Origin of the sequence: Pseudomonas sp. GCEP-101 (assembly GCF_025133575.1) — a bacterium.
In the GTDB taxonomy this organism is placed as follows: domain Bacteria; phylum Pseudomonadota; class Gammaproteobacteria; order Pseudomonadales; family Pseudomonadaceae; genus Pseudomonas; species Pseudomonas nitroreducens_B.
The window spans coordinates 233002-248710 of the sequence record NZ_CP104011.1 but is presented as its reverse complement, the minus strand read 5'-3'; the positions used below and the strand labels follow the sequence as shown (position 1 = coordinate 248710).

Genomic DNA, 15709 nt, shown 5'->3' with positions numbered 1-15709 from the left:
CCTGTAGGAGCGCGCCATGCGCGCGATCGCGGGCATGGCCCGCTCCTACAGGTTGTAACCGGGTCCGCCAGCGCGGGCGGACCATGAAAAAAGGCCGCTGCCGAGGGTGATGGCGAGCGGCCCTGGAAGGCGTCAGCCGGCTATCTCCGGCAGCGCGCCGAGCTTGCCGCGGTGATAGACCATCGGGGTGACCTCCTGCTCCGGGAGGATCAGGTTCTTCACCGCGCCGACGATGATCGCGTGGTCGCCGCCGTCGTACTCGCGCCACAGCTCGCATTCGATGATCGCGGTGGCGCGGGTCAGCAGCGGGTTGCCCAGCTCGCTCAGCCGCCACTCGATGCCCTTGGCCTTGTCCTGGCCCTTCCTGGCGAAGGCGTAGGCCTCCGCCTGCTGGTCGGCGCACAGCAGGTGGATGGCGAACTGCTTGCTGTCGCGCAGGATGGGATAGGTGTCCGACTCGTAGTTGGGGCAGAACAGCACCAGCGCCGGGTCGATCGACAGCGCGCTGAACGCGCTGGCGGTGATGCCGACGATCCTGCCATCGGCGTCCAGGGTGGTGACCACGGTGACGCCGGACGGGAAGGAGCCCATCACTTCTTTGTAGATGCCGGGTTCGATCATTTCGTCGCTCCTCCGAACCTGTTCAATGTCTGCCTGCGCTTGCCCATGCGGCGTTAAAAGCAGGCTCAAAATGCTCATTTACAGCGCGTAAACTGCGCTTTCTCGCCTGCTTTTGCCTTGCATGGGCTGCGCTCGGCGAGACATTCAACGGGTTCTCAGCGCATCACGAACGGGTCGGGCATGGGCGCCTGCGAGAGGTTGATCCACACCGTCTTCAGCTCGGTGTAGGCCAGCACCGAATCGATGCCGCTCTCGCGGCCGTAGCCGCTGTTGTGGAAGCCGCCGATGGGCGCCATGGCGGACACCGCGCGGTAGGTGTTGACCCAGATGATCCCGCTGCGCACGCCACGGGCCATGCGGTGGGCGCGGCCCAGGTCGCGGGTCCAGATGCCGGCGGCGAGACCGAACTGGGAGTCGTTGGCCATGGCCAGGGCCTCGGCCTCGTCCTTGAAGCGGATCACCGAGGCGACCGGGCCGAAGACTTCCTCCTGCATGATCTTCATCGAGTGGCTGTCGCACTCGAACAGGGTCGGCTCGTAGAACCAGCCTTCGGAGTCGATCGACGGACGCTTGCCACCCAGGCGCAGGCGGGCGCCTTCGGCCAGGGCGTCGGCGACCAGGCCTTCGACCACGGCGAGCTGCTGCGCGGTGGCCATAGGGCCCATCTCGCTCTGCTCGTCCTGCGGGTTGCCGATGCGGATGCGCTGGGCACGTTCCACCAGGCGGGCGACGAACTCGTCGTAGATCTCGTCCTGCACCAGCAGGCGCGAGCCGGCGACGCAGCTCTGCCCGGAGGCGGCGTAGATGCCGGCCACGGCGCCGTTGATGGCGCTGTCCAGGTCGGCGTCGGCGAAGATGATGTTGGGCGACTTGCCGCCCAGTTCCAGCGACAGCTTGGCGAAGTTCTCCGCGCTGCTGCGCACCACGTGGCGCGCGGTGGCGGCGCCGCCGGTGAAGGCGATCTTGCGCACCAGCGGGTGGCGGGTGAGCGCCGCACCGGTGCTCGGGCCGAAGCCGGTGACCACGTTGACCACGCCGGCCGGGAAGCCGGCTTCGGTAGCCAGGCGGGCCAGTTCGAGGATGGTCGCCGAGGCGTGTTCGGAGGGCTTGAGGACGATGGTGTTGCCGGCGGCCAGCGCCGGGGCCAGCTTGATCGCGGTCAGGTACAGCGGGCTGTTCCACGGGATGATCCCGGCGACCACGCCCAGCGGCTCGTGCACCGTGTAGGCGAACAGGTCGGGCTTGTCCAGCGGCAGGGTGCCGCCTTCGAGCTTGTCGGCCAGGCCCGCGGTGTAGTGGAAGAACTCCGGCAGGTAGCCGACCTGGCCGCGGGTCTCGCGGATCAGCTTGCCGTTGTCGCGGCTTTCCAGCTGCGCCAGGTGTTCCTTGTTCTCGGCGATCAGATCGCCCAGGCGGCGCAGCAGCTTGCCCCGCGCGGTGGCAGTGAGGCCGCGCCAGGCCGGAGCGTCGAAGGCGCGCTGGGCGGCCTGCACGGCGCGCTCGACGTCGGCTTCGTCGGCATCGGGCAATTCCGCCCAGGGCTTGGCCAGGGCCGGGTTGAGGCTCTGGAAGGTCTTGCCGGAGACGGCGTCGACCCACTGGCCATCGATGAACATCTGGAAGCGTGCGAGGGTCATGCGACATTCCCCTGTACGTGATTCTTGGAAACCTGCGCCTGTTGCAGGAAGTCGAGCAGCATCTGGTTGACCAGCCGCGGCGACTCCACCGGCATCATGTGGCGCTGCTCGTCGAGCACCACCACCTTGGCGCCCGGAATGCGTTCGGCCAGCTCGGTGGCCATCTTCGGCGTCGAGCCCGGGTCCAGCTCGCCGGTGGCGACGAGGGTCGGCACCTTGATGCTGCCCAGGTCGTCCACGCGGTACATGTCCTGCGTGGCGAACAGCGTGTAGGTTGTCAGATAGCCCTGCGGATCGTTGCTGGCAAGGGTCTGGCGGATCGCGGCGATCTGCGCCGGGTTGGCGGCCTGGTATTCGCGGCTGAACCAGCGCGACAGGGCGGCCTCGGCGTTGGCGTCCGGGCCGTGCTCGGCGGCCTGGCGGGTGCGCTCGATCACCCCGGCGCGCTGTTCGGCGCTGCGGTTGAACACGCTGTTGAGCACGACCAGGCCGTCCAGGCGCTCGGGATGGTGCAGGGCGAAGGCCCGTGCCACCAGGCCACCCATGGAGAAACCGATGACCGTGGCAGTGGTCACGCCCAGGTGGTCCAGCAGCTCGCGCAGCTGGTCGGCGTAACCGACCAGCCCACAGTCCGGCTGCGGCAGCTGACTCGCGCCATGGCCAAGCATGTCATAGGCGATGACCTGGAAGTGCGGGGCCAGACCGACGATCTGGCCGCCCCACATTTCCTTGTTCAGGCCGACGCCGTGGATCAGTACCACGGGATGGCCCTGGCCGGTCGCCAGGTAACTGGTGCCGGCCGGTGTGCGTTCAGCGGTGAGCCGAATCATGGAGCGCTCCTGCACGGTGTGGATCACTGGGCCTGTTCGGCGGCCAGTTCTTCCAGGTCGATGTAACGGTTGCCGATGCGCGGGTGCAGGCGGCCACCGTCAGCGGCGCCCAGTACCACGACGATCTCGTCGGCGCGCGGGGCGTCTTCGATCTGCATTTCCAGGGTGATGTAGTGCGAGCGCAGGCCTTCGTCGTCCTTGTGCATCATCGGGATCTGGATCGAGGTGCCCGGGCCGCCGCGCTTGTTGGTGAAGCTCAGGTAGCTCTTGGCATCCACGGCCTTGCGGTAGTGGTTGCCGAAACGCAGGGTGTGGATGACGGCGGAGGCGTGCTCGATCTCGCCATCGGCGCCGACCACGGCGGCCTTGCCGTAGGCCTGGATTTTGTCAGCGCCACCGATGGCGGCGGTCAGGCGCTCGACCATCAGCGCGCCCAGCTCGGAGCAGTTGGCCTTGATCTCGGGCTTGAGGTCTTCGACGAAGCCGCGACCGGCCCAGGGGTTCTTGATCACCACGGCGAGGCCGACCATGGTCACCGGCGTGTCGGTGGCCTTGCCGGCTTCGATGAAGGTCTGCTCGCTGTAGGTGACGATCTTGCGAATCTCGAAACTCATGGGTCGCTCCAGTGATGACTGCGGCTGGGTTGGGGAAGGGATTCGGTATCATGGTATACCATAATACGGTTTACGCAAGGCGTATTTGCCGTGGCAGTCGGAGTGCCCAGGCCAGCAGCGGCGGGCGGTGCATGGAAGTGCAGGGAGGGCAGGCGACGGGCGGTCGCAGGGGAAAACCGCCGTTTCGGCGGCTTCGGCGGCGCGGTATCCTTGGCGCCATCAGCCGGCGCGCATGGCGCCGGAGCCTTCTGGAGAGCCTTCGAGCATGAAACAGGAAATCGCTACCGTGACCGTCAGCGCCGAACACTGGGGGCGCGAGGCCGAAGCGGTGGACAACGCCCGCGTGACGGTGACCCTCAGCGCGCCGGAAGAGGGCGTGATCGAGGTGCGCTTCAAGGGCCAGCTGGATGCGCCGGACGAGCCGACCCACGTCTGTGTGACGCTGGAGAACGGGCTCTCTTATTACGGCGAGATCCAGGGTGGCGAGGCGAACGAGGAGGGCGGGTCGATTCGCTTCGAGGGGGAGTTGATCGATCTGGAGGGGTTCTGACCCTTTCATCCGACGGTGGTCGCGGGTCGCGCTCCTACAGGCCGGCGCCTGATACTCACCTGTAGGAACGGGCCATGCCCGTGATCCGTCGGCAGGGCCGACGCCTGCCCTGACTCCAATATTTCGGATGTGCTGCCTCAGCTTGGGTATTTCAGCGCCGCTCCAGCTTGCACGCGAACTCTGTGTTTCGCCCCCTCGGGCGAGTCCCTTTTGTCAAACGCCACAAAAGGAACCAAAAAGTCTTGCCCCGGACATCCGGTTTTTCGCTTAGGCGAAAAATTCCCTCGTTGAAGCGAAGTTTCAGGGGCACGCTGCGAAGGGCCATCCCTGGCCCATCGCAGCTCTCGCGACATCCATGTCGCTCAACCCCTGAAACTCCGCTTCCACTCGGCCTCCTGAACGGGGCGGTTCGGAGTGCGCGGATGTTTCTCTGGAAGTCGTAGAAAAACAGAGCCAAGGCTGGATCGGAGACGCGGGCTCTTCGTAGGAGCGAGCTTGCTCGCGAACCGCATGGCACCCACGTTCACCTGTAGGAACGGGCCATGCCCGTGATCTGTCGGCAGGGCCGACGCTTCTTTTGCTCGGATGTTGCAGGGCGCTGCCTTGGCCTGGAGGGGGCTGCGCCGCATAGGATTGCGCGGCCAAAAGCCAGGGGCGGTTAGCGAGCAAGAACTAGGTGCCCCTCGCTCCTACGAATAGCCCGCCCGATTCAAGCTAGGGCTTTGGCTCTGATGCTGAAGACTTCCAGAGAAACATCCGCACACGCCGAACCGCCCCGTTCAGGAGGCCGAGTGGAAGCGGAGTTTCAGGGGTTGAGCGGCATGGATGCCGCGAGAGCTGCGATGGGCCAGGGATGGCCCGTCGCGGCGTGCCCCTGAAACTTCGCTGGAGCGAGGGAATTTTTCGCCTGAGCGAAAAACCGGATGTCCGGGGCAAGACCTTTGCCTTCTTTGGGGCGTTTGCCAAAGAAGGTCGCCCGGGGGGGCGAAACAAGAAGTCCGGGCGCCCACCGGAGCGACGCAGGAACTCCCAAGCCGAGGTCGCAAACCTGCACGATCAGCATCAGGACAGGCGCCGGCCCAGCCGGCGGATCGCGGGCATGGCCCGCTCCTACAGGGTGGTTCCTGGATCGCCCAATAAAAAACCGGCCACATGGGCCGGTTCTTCATTGCCTGTGGATAACCCTCACTGCTGCGGGATCATCCCTTCGATGCGCTTGGCGAAGGCGTTCGCCAGCGGGCCGTCGGCGAGCAGCAGCAGGTAGTCGTGCTCGGACTTGGCCGCAGGCGCGATCTGGTACTTCAGAGTGCCCGAGGCGACCTGGCCAACCACCGGCACGGTCAAGGTGCCGACGCATTCCAGCACGCCGCTGTCCGGGTCCTTGTCGATGATCGCCACATCCTTCAGTTCGGCCTTGCTCAGGGCGTCGGACTGGCTGGAGAGGGCGCCCGACAGGAAGATCTTCACCAGCTGGTTCTTCACGTCGTCCGAGCCGCAGACCTTGGCCTGGTTGCCTCCGCAGGCGCTCAGCAGCGCGGCGGAGGCCAGCACGGCCGACAATTTCAACAGTTTCATCTATCCACCCTGTGGCATTCCATGATGGCCATTGGATAGGAAAATGCCGGAAAAATTCCCTATCGCCATGTCCAAATTCGCTACTCAGTTGGCGAAATCGGCCTAGGAATCAGCCTTTCAGACCACGAAGCGCGCCACCATTCCGTTCAGGTCCACGGCCAGGCGCGACAACTCCTGGCTCGCCGCGCTGGTCTGGGTGGCGCCGGCCGAGGTCTGGGTCGCCAGGTCGCGGATGGTCAGCAGGTTGCGGTCCACCTCGCGGGCGACCTGGGCCTGTTCTTCCGTCGCGCTGGCGATCACCAGGTTGCGCTCGTTGATCATCGACATGCGTTCGAGGATCACCTGCAGCGAAGCGCCGGCCTCGCCGGTGCGGCTGACGGTACGCTCGGCATGGGCGGTGCTGCTGAGCAGGGCGGCGACGGTGCGGTCGCTGCCGTTCTGGATCGCCGAAACCAGTTCCTCGATCTCGCGGGTCGAACTCTGGGTGCGTTGGGCCAGCGAACGCACTTCGTCGGCCACCACCGCGAAGCCGCGTCCGGCCTCGCCGGCGCGGGCGGCTTCGATGGCGGCATTGAGCGCCAGCAGGTTGGTCTGTTCGGCGACGCTGCGGATCACCTCCAGCACCTTGCCGATGTCCTGCGCCTGGTTCGCCAGCGCCTCGGCCTGCTGCGAGGCCTGGCCCACTTCGCCGGCCAGGGTGCCGATGGCAGTGGAGGTCTCGTCCACCCGCTCGCTGCCGGTGCGCGCGGCGTCGATCGCCTCGCGGGAGGCCGCGGAAGTGGACGCGGCATTGCTGGCGACTTCCTCCACCGCGCTGGTCATCTGGTTGACGGCCGTGGCGGCCATTTCGATCTGGTCGCTCTGCTGCTGCAGGGCGCGGCTGCTTTCCTCCATCACGCTGTGCATTTCCTCGGCGGCCGAGGCGAGCTGGCTGGCCGAGTTGCCGATGCCGCGGATGGTCTCGCGCAGGCTGTTCTGCATGTCCGCCAGGGCATTGAGCAGTTGTGCCGGCTCATCCCGGCCTTCGACGCTGAAGCGCTGGCTGAGGTCGCCGCCGGCGATGGTCTGCGCCACGCGTACCGCCTGGTTGAGCGGTACGACGATGCTGCGGGTGAGTTGCCAGGCCAGCAGCAGGGTCAGGCCGACGCTCAGCAGCAGCACCACGCCGACCACCAGCCGGCCGCTCTGGTACTGCTCCACGGCGCGCTCGGCGGCCGCGGCGGCGCCGTTGCGGTTGAGGTCGATCAGCGCGGTGAGGCGCTTGTTCAGCTCGGCGCCCTGCTGGGCGATGCTGCCGTTGAGCAGTTGCAGCGCGCCGTCGTCGTCGGACTGGCGGACCTTCTCCAGCAACTGGTCGACGAAGCCGAGGTAGCCGTCCAGCGCCTGGCGCAGCTCATCGGTGTGCTGTTGCTCCTCGGCACTGAGGATCAGCCGGCGGTAGTCGGCGAGCACCTTGTCCTTGTCCTGCCGCGCCTCGGCGATCAGGCCCAGGCTGCGCTCACGGGCGGCGCTGTCGTGGTTGACAAGCAGGCGCATGGACTCCAGGCGGATGCGGGCGATGTCGCCGGACAACTGGTTCATGTGGTTGATGCTCAGCAACCAGTTGCTGTCGATCTCTTCGGAGGCGGCGCGCAAGGTCGAGAGCTTGTACAGCGAGAACAGCCCGAGGAACACCAGGAGCAGGCCCATGACGGCGAAACCCAGGGACGCGCGGCGGCCAATACTCATGCTTCTGAACATCGTGAAATTCCCTTTTTCTAAAATCCGGTCGAGGGGCCTGTGGCCCTGCCATGCACGGTGATGGCGCATTGATATTACTTGGCGCCATTTTTTCGATGCAGTGGCAAAACAGGACTAGCAGAGGAAAAACCTGTCCGCTTTTGACGAGGGGACTATTCAGACGAGCGTGGGTCAGACGAGCGTGAGTCAGGCGAGCGTGAGCCAGGCCAGCACGGCGTAGCGGCCGACCTTGGCGAGAGTGACCAGCAGCAGGAAGCGCCACAGCGGCTCGCGCATGACGCCGGCGATCAGTGTCAGCGGGTCGCCGATCACCGGCGCCCAGCTCAGCAGCAGCGACCAGCTACCGAAGCGCCGGTAGTGGCCCTGGGCCTTTGCCAGCGCCGCGTCGCTCACGGGGAACCAGCGGCTGCCGCGCCAGCGCTCCAGCCCCCGCCCCAGCAGCCAGTTCACCAGCGAACCGAGCACGTTGCCCAGGCTTGCGGCCAGCAGCAGGGACCACAGCGGGTAGTGGCCGCCCAGCAGCAGGGCGACCAGCACGGCTTCGGATTGCAGCGGCAGCAGGGTGGCGGCGCCGAATGCCGAGAGGAACAGGCCGGCGTGGGCGGCCAGGGCGAGGGACAGCATGGGCGGATTTCGTCGGCGTTCCGGGGCGGGAAAATGTGCTGGAAATTTGGAATAAGGAGGCGAGTTTCACCTCTGTCCAGATACTATATGTCGTATCTTGCTGAGGAATTAGTAGGAATTTGCATTTGCGAGCCTAAGCTCTTTCAAGTGCACTTTCGTCAGCATGTCTCGACCATCTCTGGGGAACGCTGTGAAGAACTGGACTCTACGCCAACGCATCCTGGCCAGCTTTGCTGTCGTCATCGCGATCATGCTGTTGATGGTAGTGATTTCCTACATCCGGCTGCTGGACATCGAGAAGAGCACCGACCGGGTGAGCCGGGACGCCATGCCGGGGACCTACGCCCTGACCACCGTGCGCTCGGCCTGGACCGACAGCATCCTGATGGTGCACATGCTGGTCGGGCTGAGCCAGGAGAAGGCGCTCGACGCGACGGACCGCCAGGCCTTCAACGCCAATCATGACGTGCTGTTCGACCGCATCGCCAAGTACGAACTGACCATCCACGAGACGCGCGACCGGCAATTGATGGACCGCTTCAAGCAGCAGGCGCAGGGCTACGAAGAGCTGCTGGCGCAGGTGCTGGACCAGTACACCAAGGACCGCGCCGCGGGCCGCCAGATGGTGGTGGACAAGCTCGACCCCGCCTGGGAAGCCGGGCGCCGGACACTCAATGAACTGATCGACCTGAACAAGCAAATCGCCGATACGGCGGCGGCCGACATCGTCGTCGAAGTGCACCGGGCCAAGATCATCATGCTGGTGTCGATGCTGCTCGCCCTGCTGGTGGCGGCGGTCTGCGGGCTGCTGCTGATGCGCGCCATCACCGAGCCGGTGCGCCAGGTGGTGAAGGGCCTGCAGGTCATGGGCAGCGGCGACTTCACCACGCGCCTGGCGATGGAGCGCAACGACGAGTTCGCCGTGATCGAAACCGGCTTCAACGGCATGGCCGAGGAGCTCAAGACCCTGGTCGCGCAGGCGCAGCGCTCGGCCATCCAGGTCACCACCTCGGTCACCGAGATCGCCGCGACGTCCAAGCAGCAACAGGCCACCGCCACCGAAACCGCCGCCACCACCACCGAGATCGGCGCCACCTCGCGGGAAATCGCCGCCACCTCCCGCGACCTGGTGCGCACCATGACCGAGGTGTCCTCGGCCGCCGAGCAGACCTCCACCCTGGCCGGCTCCGGCCAGCTGGGCCTGGCGCGCATGGAAGAGACCATGCACCACGTGATGGGCGCCGCCGAACTGGTCAACGCGAAGCTGGCAATCCTCAACGAGCGCGCCGGCAACATCAACCAGGTGGTCACCACCATCGTGAAAGTGGCCGACCAGACCAACCTGCTCTCGCTCAATGCCGCCATCGAGGCGGAGAAGGCCGGCGAGTACGGCCGCGGTTTCGCCGTGGTCGCCACCGAGGTGCGTCGCCTGGCCGACCAGACCGCCGTGGCCACCTACGACATCGAACAGATGGTCCGCGAGATCCAGTCCGCCGTGTCTGCCGGCGTGATGGGCATGGACAAGTTCTCCGAGGAGGTGCGCCGCGGCATCTCGGAAGTCGGCCAGGTCGGCGAGCAGCTCTCGCAGATCATCCAGCAGGTGCAGGCCCTGGCGCCGCGCGTGCAGATGGTCAACGAGGGCATGCAGGCCCAGGCCACCGGCGCCGAGCAGATCAACCAGGCGCTGGTGCAGCTCGGCGAGGCCACCGGGCAGACGGTGGAATCCCTGCGCCAGGCCAGCTTCGCCATCGATGAGCTGAACCTCGTGGCCAATGGACTGCGCAATGGCGTCTCCCGCTTCAAGGTCTGACGCCGCGGCGGGCAGGCTGTACCTGCAGTTCCGCCTGGGGACGGACCGCTACGCGCTGGACGTCGATGACGTCCTGCAGGTGCTGCCATTGCCCGTGCTCAAGCACGTGCCGGAAGCGCCCGCCTGGGTTGCCGGATTGTTCCCGCACCGTGGCGAGCTGCTACCCGTGCTCGATCTCAGCCAACTGGCGTTCGGTCACAGCGCGCTGCGGCGTACCAGCACGCGCCTGGTGCTGGTGCGTTACCGCGCCGATGATGAGGGGCAGCAGCGGCGGCTCGGGCTGATCCTCGAACAGGCAACCCACACCCTGCGCCGGGATCCGGCGGCGTTCCGTGCCTACGCGCTGGACAACGGCAGCGCCCGCTACCTCGGCCCCGTGCTGGAAGACGAGCACGGCCTGCTGCAGCGCGTGAGCGTCGATCAACTGCTCAGCGACGAAGCCCGAGCGCGCCTGCTGCAAGACGCGGGGGATGCGCCGGCATGAGCGACCCACGCTTCGCCCAGCTGCTCAAGGAGCGCATCGGCCTGGACGCCGAGTCGGTCGGCGACGCGGTGATCGAGCGCGCCGTGCGCCAGCGCTGCAACCAGGTCAGCGGCGGCAATGTCGAGCACTACTGGCTGCAACTGCAGGGCTCCGCCGAGGAAGTGCAGGCGTTGATCGAGGCGGTGATCGTCCCGGAGACCTGGTTCTTCCGCTATCCCGAATCCTTCGCCGCGCTGGCCCACCTCGCTGCCCGGCGCGCGTTGGAGCTGGCCGGCACCCGCCCGCTGCGGCTGCTCAGCCTGCCGTGTTCCACCGGCGAGGAGCCGTACTCCATCGTCATGGCGCTGCTCGATGCCGGGCTGGCGCCCGCGGCGTTCCAGGTCGACGCGCTGGATGTCAGCCGCGCGGTGCTGGAGCGCGCGGAGGAGGGGCGCTACGGGCGCAATTCCTTCCGCGGCTCCAACCTGGGCTTCCGCGAGCGCTACTTCAGCGCCGACGGCAACGATTACCAGCTCAGTGAAGCGGTGCGCCGCGCGGTCCGCTTCCGCGTTGGCAACCTGCTCGCACCGGGCCTGCTGGCTGGCGAGGCGCCCTACGACTATGTATTCTGCCGCAACCTGCTGATCTACTTCGACCGCCCGACCCAGACGCAGGTGGTGGAGGTGCTGCGCCGCCTGGCGCGGCCGGACGGCGTGCTGTTCATCGGCCCGGCCGAGGCCAGCCTGATGTCGCGCATCGGCCTGCGACCGCTGGGCGTGGCGCAGTCCTTCGCCTTCCCGCTGCAGGTTGCCGACGCCGCCCCGCGCGCCGCGCCGCCGAAGTGGACGGCCCCGGCGCCGGCGCCGATCCCGCGCCCGGCGGCGCCCAAGCCCACGCCGCTGCGTCCCCGTCCGGCCGGCAACACCGTTCAGCCGGCCGCCTCGCCTGCCGATAACGCACTGGTGGACATCGCCCGGCTGGCCAATTCCGGCCAGGCCACGCAAGCGCGCCAGCGCTGCGAAGCGTTGCTGGCCGAAAAGGGCCCGGACGCCGAAGTCTTCTACTGGCTGGGCCTGCTGGCCGATGCCCAGGGGCAGGGCAGCGAAGCCCAGGGGTACTACCGCAAGGCCCTGTACCTGCAACCCGATCACCAGGAAAGCCTGCAACACCTGGCCGCGCTGCTCGCGGCCCAGGGCGACGCGGCCGGCGCCCGCCGCCTGCAGGAACGTGCCGCGCGAGGAGTGAAGCGCAATGGTTGAACGCGGCTCTTCATACCGCGACAGCGCGTCGCTCGAGGGCGACCTGCCGAGCGTCGACGACTGCTGGAACCGCATCGGCGTGCGCGGCGACCGCAGCTGCCCGAGGCTGGCCGAGTACATCCACTGCCGCAACTGCCCGGTGCATGCCGCCGCTGCCATCAGCCTCCTGGACCGCTATTCGCTGGGCAGCGACGGCGCGGAGCTGGCGCCGGTCGATGCCACCGAGGCGGAGGTCGAGGAGGGGCGCCCGCACCTGATTTTCCGTCTCGGGGAGGAATGGCTGGGGCTGCCCACCCGCGCCCTGGCCGAGGTGGCGCCCGCCTGCGTGGTGCATTCGCTGCCGCACCAGCGCTCGCCGGCGCTGCTGGGCGTGGCCAATGTGCGCGGCACCTTGGTGGCGTGCATTTCCCTGGGCGAGCTGCTGGGCCTCGACAGCCGCGCGGTTGCCCGCGACGACGCCCGCGTCGTGCCGCGCATGCTGATCCTCGCGGCGCTCAGCGGGCCGATCATCTCGCCGGTGGACGAGGTGGACGGCATCCACGCGCTGGACGAGAACGCCATCGTCGAGGCCACGTCGCAACGCCACGCCGCCAATGACCGCTTCACCCGTGGCGTGATGCAGTGGCGCCAGCGCAGCATCCGCCTGCTCGACCAGGAAGCGCTGCTCGACGCGGCCACCCGGAGCCTCGCATGACGCCGGACCAGATGAAGGACGCATCGATGCTGGAGCTGTTCCGCCTGGAGGCGGAAGCCCAGACGCAGGTGCTGGTGCAGGGGCTGATGGCGCTGGAGCGCAATCCGGGCCAGGCCGACCAGCTCGAAGCCTGCATGCGCGCCGCGCACTCGCTCAAGGGGGCCGCGCGGATCGTCGGGCTGGATGCCGGCGTGCAGGTCGCCCATGTAATGGAAGACTGCCTGGTCGGCGCCCAGGAGGGGCGGCTGCGGTTGACCTCCGGGCATATCGACGCGCTGCTGGCCGGCACCGATATCCTCCTGCACATCGCCGATGCCCAGCCCGACCGTGCCGAGCAGGCCCGGCAGGGCGTACCGGCCATGGTGGAACAACTGCAGGCGCTGGTTGCCGGCCACGTTCCGCCCGCACCCGCGCCGCCGCTGGCGTTGCCTGCCGAGCCGGCGCCGGTGGTGCTCGAACAGCCCATCCCGGCTGCGCCGCCCGCCGCCGACAGCGCCCCGCGTCGCCGCGCCAACGACAGCGACGAAGCCGGCGAGCGCGTGCTGCGGGTGACCGCCGAGCGCCTGAACCAGTTGCTCGATTACTCCAGCAAATCGCTGGTGGAATCCCAGCGCCTCAAACCGCTGCTCGATTCGCTGCAACGGCTCAAGCGCATCCAGGCCAGTGCCAGCCGCGTGCTCGATGGCGCGCGGGATGCTGCCAGCACCGCCAACCTCGACACCGAGGCGCAGGCCTACCTGGCGGACGCGCGGCGTCTGGTGGGCGAGTGCCAGCAACTGCTCAGCGAGCAGATCGCCGAGCTGGACGAATTCAGTTTCAAGGCTGGCCAGCGTGCCCGGTCGCTCTACGACACTGCGCTGTCGTGCCGTATGCGGCCGTTCTCCGACGTGCTCTCGGGACAGGCGCGGATGGTCCGCGACCTGGGCCGCTCGCTGGGCAAGACCGTGCGCCTGGACGTACAGGGCGCCACCACCCAGGTGGATCGCGACGTGCTGGAGAAGCTCGAAGCGCCGCTCACCCACCTGCTGCGCAATGCCGTCGACCATGGCATCGAACCCGCGGAGGTGCGCGCCCGCCACGGCAAGCCGGAGGAGGGCACGATCCAGCTGCTGGCGCGCCACCACGCCGGCATGCTGGTGCTGGAACTGCGCGACGATGGCGGTGGCGTCGATCTCGACCGCCTGCGCACGGCCATCGTGCGCCGCCAGTTGTCCACCGAGGAGACCGTGGCGCGCCTCACCGAGGAGGAACTGCTGAGCTTCCTGTTCCTGCCCGGCTTCAGCATGCGCGAGCAGGTCACCGAGGTGTCCGGCCGCGGCGTCGGCCTGGACGCCGTGCAGCACATGGTGCGGCAGTTGCGCGGCGGCATCCGCATGGAGCAGGTGGCGGGGCAGGGCGCGCGCTTCCACCTGGAGGTGCCGCTGACGCTGTCGGTGGTGCGCAGCCTGGTGGTCAGCATCGGCGGCGAAGCCTACGCCTTCCCGCTGGCGCACATCGAGCGCATGCGCCGCCTGGCGCCGGACGAGATCGTCCAGCTCGAGGGCCGCCAGCAGTTCTGGCACGAGGGCCGGCACGTCGGCCTGGTGTCGGCCAGCCAGCTGTTGCAACGCCCCGAGGGAGAGGCCACGCCGGACGAGATTCCGGTGGTGGTGATCCGCGAGCGCGACAGCGCCTATGGCGTAGCGGTGGAAAAGTTCATCGGCGAGCGCACCCTGGTGGTGGTGCCGCTGGATGCGCGGCTAGGCAAGGTGCAGGACGTCTCGGCCGGCGCGTTGCTGGACGACGGCACGCCGGTGCTGATCCTCGATGTCGAGGACATGCTGCGCTCGGTGGAAAAACTCCTGGCCACCGGTCGCCTGGAACGCATCGACCCCGCCGGCCGTCTCTCCGGCCCGGTGCGCAAGCGCGTGCTGGTGGTGGACGACTCGCTCACCGTGCGCGAGCTGGAGCGCAAGCTGCTGCTGGGGCGCGGCTATGACGTGGCGGTCGCGGTGGACGGCATGGACGGCTGGAACGCGCTGCGCTCGGAGCGTTTCGACCTGGTCATCACCGACATCGACATGCCGCGCATGGACGGTATCGAGCTGGTCAACCTGATCCGCCGCGACACCCGCCTGCAGTCGCTGCCGGTGATGGTGGTGTCCTACAAGGATCGCGAAGAAGACCGGCGGCGCGGCCTGGACGCCGGTGCCGACTATTATCTGGCCAAGGCCAGCTTCCATGACGAGGCCCTGCTGGATGCGGTGGTCGACCTGATCGGGGGTGCACAGGGATGAGGATAGGGATAGTCAACGACATGCCCCTGGCGGTGGAGGCCATGCGCCGGGCGCTGGCCTATGAGCCGGCGCACCGCGTCGTCTGGGTCGCCGCCAACGGCGCGGAGGCGCTGGAAATGTGCGCCGTGCACAAGCCCGACGTGGTACTCATGGACTTGCTGATGCCGGTGATGGACGGCGTGGAGGCGACCCGCCGGATCATGGCGCAGAGCCCCTGCGCGATCATCGTCGTCACCGTGGACCTGGAGCAGAACATGAGCCGCGTGTTCGACGCCATGGGCAATGGCGCGGTGGACGCGGTGAACACGCCGACCATGGGCGTGGGCGACCCCGCCGAAGCCGCCCGCCCGCTGCTGCGCAAGCTGCAGAACCTGGCCTGGCTGACCGCCCCGCACGACAGCCGCCCGGCGATCAATACGGTGCCGGCGCGCAAGGGCGGCGGTGCACGCAAGCTGGTCGCCATCGGTTCCTCGGCCGGCGGCCCGGCAGCACTGGCGGATCTGTTCGCGCGCCTGCCGGCGGACTTTCCCGCCGCCGTCGTGGTGGTCCAGCATGTCGACGAGGTCTTCGCCGCCGGCATGGCCGAGTGGCTCTCGACCCAGTCGAAGATTCCCGTGCGCCTGGCGCGCAACGGCGAGCCGCCGCAGCCGGGCTGCGTGCTGCTGGCCGGCACCAATCACCACATCCGCCTGCTCAAGGGCGGCGAGCTGGCCTACACCGCCGAACCCAGCGGCCACATCTACCGACCCTCGATCGACGTGTTCTTCGACAGCGTGGTCGAACATTGGGTGGGCGACGCCGTCGGCGTGCTGCTCACCGGCATGGGCCGGGACGGCGCCGAAGGCCTGAAACACATGCGCGAACGCGGTTTCCTGACCCTGGCCCAGGACCAGGAGAGCAGCGCCGTGTACGGTATGCCCAAGGCCGCGGCGGCGATCGGCGCTGCGGTGGAAATCCGCGCGCTGGGCGACATCGCCCGCCGACTGGCTGAGGTCTGCGCCTGAGTGCGGGCTACG

Annotated in this window: 14 protein-coding genes; 7 read left to right on the top strand and 7 right to left on the bottom strand. The window is 67.8% G+C overall.

Annotation, left to right across the window (positions count from 1 at the left end):
* Positions 1 to 132: 132 nt before the first annotated feature.
* The 4 genes from N0B71_RS01130 to N0B71_RS01115 form a co-directional block, all read right to left on the bottom strand.
* On the bottom strand, positions 133 to 621 hold the full coding sequence (locus N0B71_RS01130; RefSeq protein WP_259756693.1) for a flavin reductase family protein: 489 nt from the start codon (positions 619 to 621) through the stop codon (positions 133 to 135).
* Positions 622 to 776: 155 nt separating this feature from the next.
* Complete coding sequence (locus tag N0B71_RS01125) at positions 777 to 2258, bottom strand: aldehyde dehydrogenase (RefSeq protein WP_259756692.1); 1482 nt, start codon at positions 2256 to 2258, stop codon at positions 777 to 779.
* Positions 2255 to 3088, bottom strand: coding sequence for an alpha/beta hydrolase (locus N0B71_RS01120; RefSeq protein ID WP_259756691.1), 834 nt, complete (start codon positions 3086 to 3088; stop codon positions 2255 to 2257). Before N0B71_RS01120 ends, N0B71_RS01125 begins: the two co-directional genes overlap by 4 nt.
* Before the next feature lie 23 nt (positions 3089 to 3111).
* Positions 3112 to 3702, bottom strand: a complete 591-nt coding sequence (locus N0B71_RS01115) for an amino acid synthesis family protein (RefSeq protein WP_259756690.1) — start codon at positions 3700 to 3702, stop codon at positions 3112 to 3114.
* 265 nt (positions 3703 to 3967) lie between these two features.
* Between N0B71_RS01115 and N0B71_RS01110 the strand changes: the two genes are divergently transcribed.
* Entirely contained in the window at positions 3968 to 4252 is a 285-nt protein-coding gene (locus N0B71_RS01110) for a hypothetical protein (protein WP_259756689.1), read from the top strand.
* Positions 4253 to 5437: 1185 nt separating this feature from the next.
* On the opposite strand, the gene N0B71_RS01105 is transcribed toward N0B71_RS01110, so the two are convergent.
* The 3 genes from N0B71_RS01105 to N0B71_RS01095 form a co-directional block, all read right to left on the bottom strand.
* Positions 5438 to 5827 (bottom strand): hypothetical protein, encoded by a 390-nt coding sequence (locus N0B71_RS01105; protein ID WP_259756688.1) that lies wholly within the window; start codon positions 5825 to 5827, stop codon positions 5438 to 5440.
* A gap of 117 nt (positions 5828 to 5944) precedes the next feature.
* Positions 5945 to 7567 carry a methyl-accepting chemotaxis protein gene (locus tag N0B71_RS01100; protein ID WP_259756686.1) on the bottom strand — a complete coding sequence of 541 codons (1623 nt, stop codon included), beginning with the start codon at positions 7565 to 7567 and terminating at the stop codon, positions 5945 to 5947.
* Between the two features lie 186 nt (positions 7568 to 7753).
* Entirely contained in the window at positions 7754 to 8191 is a 438-nt protein-coding gene (locus tag N0B71_RS01095) for a YqaA family protein (RefSeq protein WP_259756684.1), read from the bottom strand.
* Positions 8192 to 8381: 190 nt separating this feature from the next.
* Here N0B71_RS01095 and N0B71_RS01090 point away from each other — a divergent pair, with 190 nt between their 5' ends.
* The 6 genes from N0B71_RS01090 to N0B71_RS01065 are packed head-to-tail and all read left to right on the top strand — an operon-like array spanning position 8382 to position 15697.
* Positions 8382 to 10001: a methyl-accepting chemotaxis protein gene (locus N0B71_RS01090; RefSeq protein ID WP_259756682.1), complete on the top strand. Its 1620-nt coding sequence runs from the start codon at positions 8382 to 8384 to the stop codon at positions 9999 to 10001.
* Complete coding sequence (locus N0B71_RS01085) at positions 9976 to 10485, top strand: chemotaxis protein CheW (RefSeq protein WP_259756681.1); 510 nt, start codon at positions 9976 to 9978, stop codon at positions 10483 to 10485. Before N0B71_RS01090 ends, N0B71_RS01085 begins: the two co-directional genes overlap by 26 nt.
* Positions 10482 to 11723, top strand: a complete 1242-nt coding sequence (locus tag N0B71_RS01080) for a CheR family methyltransferase (RefSeq protein ID WP_259756680.1) — start codon at positions 10482 to 10484, stop codon at positions 11721 to 11723. Before N0B71_RS01085 ends, N0B71_RS01080 begins: the two co-directional genes overlap by 4 nt.
* The gene (locus N0B71_RS01075) at positions 11716 to 12417 is read left to right on the top strand and encodes a chemotaxis protein CheW (RefSeq protein WP_259756679.1); all 702 of its coding nucleotides are present in this window, start codon (positions 11716 to 11718) and stop codon (positions 12415 to 12417) included. Before N0B71_RS01080 ends, N0B71_RS01075 begins: the two co-directional genes overlap by 8 nt.
* A complete protein-coding gene (locus N0B71_RS01070) occupies positions 12414 to 14693 on the top strand; it encodes a hybrid sensor histidine kinase/response regulator (protein ID WP_259756677.1) in 2280 nt (759 codons plus the stop codon). Before N0B71_RS01075 ends, N0B71_RS01070 begins: the two co-directional genes overlap by 4 nt.
* Complete coding sequence (locus tag N0B71_RS01065) at positions 14690 to 15697, top strand: chemotaxis response regulator protein-glutamate methylesterase (RefSeq protein WP_259756676.1); 1008 nt, start codon at positions 14690 to 14692, stop codon at positions 15695 to 15697. Before N0B71_RS01070 ends, N0B71_RS01065 begins: the two co-directional genes overlap by 4 nt.
* Positions 15698 to 15709 lie beyond the last annotated feature (12 nt).